At 70.4% G+C, this 1181-nt stretch carries 1 pseudogene; it reads left to right on the top strand.

Annotation, left to right across the window (positions count from 1 at the left end):
* Positions 1 to 1181: pseudogene (locus BZY54_RS45160) on the top strand (alpha-1,4-glucan--maltose-1-phosphate maltosyltransferase); the annotation flags it as partial.

The raw sequence follows: 1181 nt of genomic DNA, 5'->3' as shown, positions 1-1181 counted from the left end.
CGGCTGGCGGCGGCGTTGACGCCGGAGGTGGACGCGGTCCTGGCCCGGTATCCGCTGCGGGAGCTGGTCACCGCCTCCGATCCGATGCCGCTGCTGGTCGAGCGGGAGCGGGCCCTGTACGGGGCCTGGTACGAGTTCTTCCCCCGCTCCGAGGGCACCGCCGAACAGCCCCACGGCACCTTCCGCACCGCCGCCCGCCGGCTGCCCGCGATCGCCGGCATGGGCTTCGACGTGGTCTACCTCCCCCCGATCCACCCCATCGGCACCACCTTCCGCAAGGGCCGCAACAACACCCTCACCCCCGGCCCCGAGGACGTCGGCGTGCCCTGGGCGATCGGCTCCCCCGAGGGCGGCCACGACGCCGTCCACCCCGACCTGGGCACCCTGGAGGACTTCGACCACTTCGTCGCCCGCGCCGGGGAACTGGGCCTGGAAGTCGCCCTGGACTTCGCCCTGCAGTGCTCCCCCGACCACCCCTGGGTGGACAAGCACCCCGAGTGGTTCCACCACCGCCCCGACGGCACCATCGCCTACGCCGAGAACCCGCCGAAGAAGTACCAGGACATCTACCCCATCGCCTTCGACACCGACATGGACGGCCTGGTCACCGAGACCGTCCGGGTGCTGCGGCACTGGATGGACCACGGTGTGCGGATCTTCCGGGTGGACAACCCCCACACCAAGCCGGTCGTCTTCTGGGAACGCGTGATCGGCGAGATCAACGCCGCCGACCCGGACGTGATCTTCCTGGCGGAGGCGTTCACCCGCCCGGCGATGATGCACACCCTGGCCCAGATCGGCTTCCAGCAGTCCTACACCTACTTCACCTGGCGCAACTCCAAGCAGGAGCTGACCGAGTACCTCACCGAGCTGTCCGGCGAGGCGGCCGCCTACATGCGGCCGAACTTCTTCGCCAACACCCCCGACATCCTGCACGCCTACCTCCAGCACGGCGGCCGGCCCGCCTTCGAGGTCCGGGCCGTCCTCGCCGCCACCCTGTCCCCCTCCTGGGGCATCTACAGCGGCTACGAGCTGTGCGAGAACGTCCCCCTCAGGCCGGGCGCCGAGGAGTACCTGGACTCGGAGAAGTACCAGCTCAAACCCCGCGACTGGGAAGCGGCCGAACGCGAGGGCCGCACCATCGCCCCGCTCATCACCCGCCTCAACGACATCCGGCGCCG

The sequence above is a fragment of the Streptomyces carpinensis genome (assembly GCF_002154505.1).
Taxonomy (GTDB): Bacteria; Actinomycetota; Actinomycetes; order Streptomycetales; family Streptomycetaceae; genus Streptomyces; species Streptomyces carpinensis.
The sequence above is the reverse complement of the archived record's forward strand: the minus strand, read 5'-3'. Positions and strand labels throughout refer to the sequence as shown.